This window comes from Endozoicomonas sp. ALC013 (assembly GCF_049310205.1).
In the GTDB taxonomy this organism is placed as follows: Bacteria; Pseudomonadota; Gammaproteobacteria; order Pseudomonadales; family Endozoicomonadaceae; genus Endozoicomonas.
This window is the reverse complement of sequence record NZ_JBLYNS010000330.1, coordinates 1-2149: the sequence shown is the minus strand read 5'-3', so window position 1 is coordinate 2149 and position 2149 is coordinate 1. Positions and strand designations below refer to the sequence as shown.

The following is a 2149-nucleotide window of genomic DNA, read 5'->3' as shown; positions in this document are numbered from 1 at the left end:
GATGGGACTGCACTGACCCTTATACCCAGTGGCAGCAGAAATCTTAATCGCTCTACCCGTCATCTGTGTGATCATATTCCCATCCTCATCGAGAGGAAGTCGGAGAATTACAGTGATATTCTGGCTCTGAATCATGGTCACTGGGTCAGTAAAGCTGAAATCAAACACGATTATTCTGCCTGTTTTCGTCATCAGCATGCCGACCATATTTTATTTGTCCCGCAATCGGTAAGCAGTGGGAGGGCGAAACTTTTTTCCCGCAACTACAGTGGCAAAGAGCATTTACTGTCTGTTTATGAATGCAGGAATGGTGAGTGGGTTGAGCAACAGCAACTGACAACGGGTGACGTTTTTCCTCAACATAATGACAAGCATATTAGTAAGATATACCTGTCACCTGATGCCAGGTCACTGGTCTGTATTAACCTGGAGCAAGCTGGCGCTATTCTTGGTCGGGGGACTGATGGCCAGTGGGTCAATAAAGGCAACATTAGTACAAATTACAATCATACTTTGCTGTTCAGTGCCGACAGCAAAAATCTTTTGCTTTATCATAGATCACGCATTACGGTAATGGGCCAGGCAGACGATGAATCCTGGTCACGAACGGCTGATATTATTGTTGAAGATCGTGCTGATGACCTGGAACTCACACCCAATGACGATAAAATGAGCGAATATGAGCTTAATCTGGAAGTGGTATTCAGCCCGGATAACCGCCATTTTGCTACATGGATTAGCGGTGATTTTGATGCGGATGCTGTCAGGCGAGATTATTTCTTTGTCGCCATTTTTGCCCTCGGTCCTGAAGGGCAATGGTGTGAAAAAAAGAGAATGATTAAAACCTGCAACCCACCAAGATATTACTACCATCTTAAACCCAATTTCAGCCCCGATGGTCGGTTTCTGATCATCACCACTCAAGTTAGTTTGGATATCTGGGAATTAAATACTGACGACCAATGGCTGCCCGCTGTTCAGGAGAAGTACCAATGCGGTCGTGGTACGATTCATTTTTCTGCGGACCCCTGTGAATTCATCAGAAAGAGGTTGCGGTGCGTAACAATCTGGCGCAAGGCGGCGTCCGGCATGTGGGGTCGGGCACAAACATTCCCGGCTAAGTCCCTGACAAAAGTCAGTCCCAACGGTGAAACCATTGTGTGTAACGATCCAGCAGGCCATACGGATATCTATCAACGTAAACCTGTTGGTGAACTTTGCGCTAAACCCGCCGGTGAGTGGGTCAGGCAACGCATCGAATTTTCCGTTGAACAAGTAGGTTTCAATCAAGAAGGCTACCTGCTGGCTGTGGTTCCTGAAACGGATTCGCACAGCCTGATTCTGTTCGGGTTGACGGCAGACGGGAGTTGGCTTGAAAGGAGCCGTTTGCAAACAGAAAACAGTATTTGGAAATTTTGCTTCAGCCCGTGCAGCCGCACACTTCTGGTCACCAGTTTGCTCCCTGCCGGTGATCTTTTAGTGCCAAAGTTTGTTTCCTTCTGGCAGATCAGGGATCATCAGCCGGAGAATGCCTGTTAGGGATTATCCCGTTGGCTGGTGCGGTATAAGTAGTTAACCAAATGAAATCAACGTGTCTGAACAACCTCCTGATTAACCGCTTTTATCCTGAATACCCGGTAAATTCGCTCAAGCCACCTTAGGCATCTCTTGTCGTACAACATCCCAGATAAACCTAACCAGTTCCCGGGCAATGGCAACAATAATAACCCTCCATTAAACGCTCATGATTCCGGGCAGAAGTTGATGCCCACAAATGCAGCTTCTCCGTAGTGGCTCTGTCGATATTTAATCCCGGGATGTTGCGATTGTTGCTATGTTTCTTGAACAGCCTGAATCACCTTGGGGGGTTAACATTATGCAACCTGCAGCAGGGTTAAAGACCAGTACCGATGTCGATACAGCAGGCAATGAAATCAAGCCTGAAGTAGTCCGTGACATGGCTCGCTTTGATCACCGGTGGGTTCGCGTTCCCGAGGAAGTGCTCGCCAAAATCGCCAGCTATTTATCAATCAGCGATATCAATAATTTCTGGCAAGCATCGCCGACAACGGGCGATCGTCTGCGGTCATGCGGCCTGGCGGAGGTCCATTACTTCCTCTCCCTGACCAGGCAAAGGCAGTCTTCGTGC

At 47.9% G+C, this 2149-nt stretch carries 2 protein-coding genes; both read left to right on the top strand.

All coding sequences use genetic code 11. From position 1 onward, the window contains the following. Positions 1-1539 (top strand): hypothetical protein (locus tag ACO6V1_RS23595; protein ID WP_422468990.1); only part of this gene is annotated, 1539 nt, incomplete at its 5' end. Between the two features lie 337 nt (positions 1540-1876). After that, a partial coding sequence (locus ACO6V1_RS23590; RefSeq protein WP_422468988.1) for a hypothetical protein occupies positions 1877-2149 on the top strand: 273 nt, incomplete at its 3' end.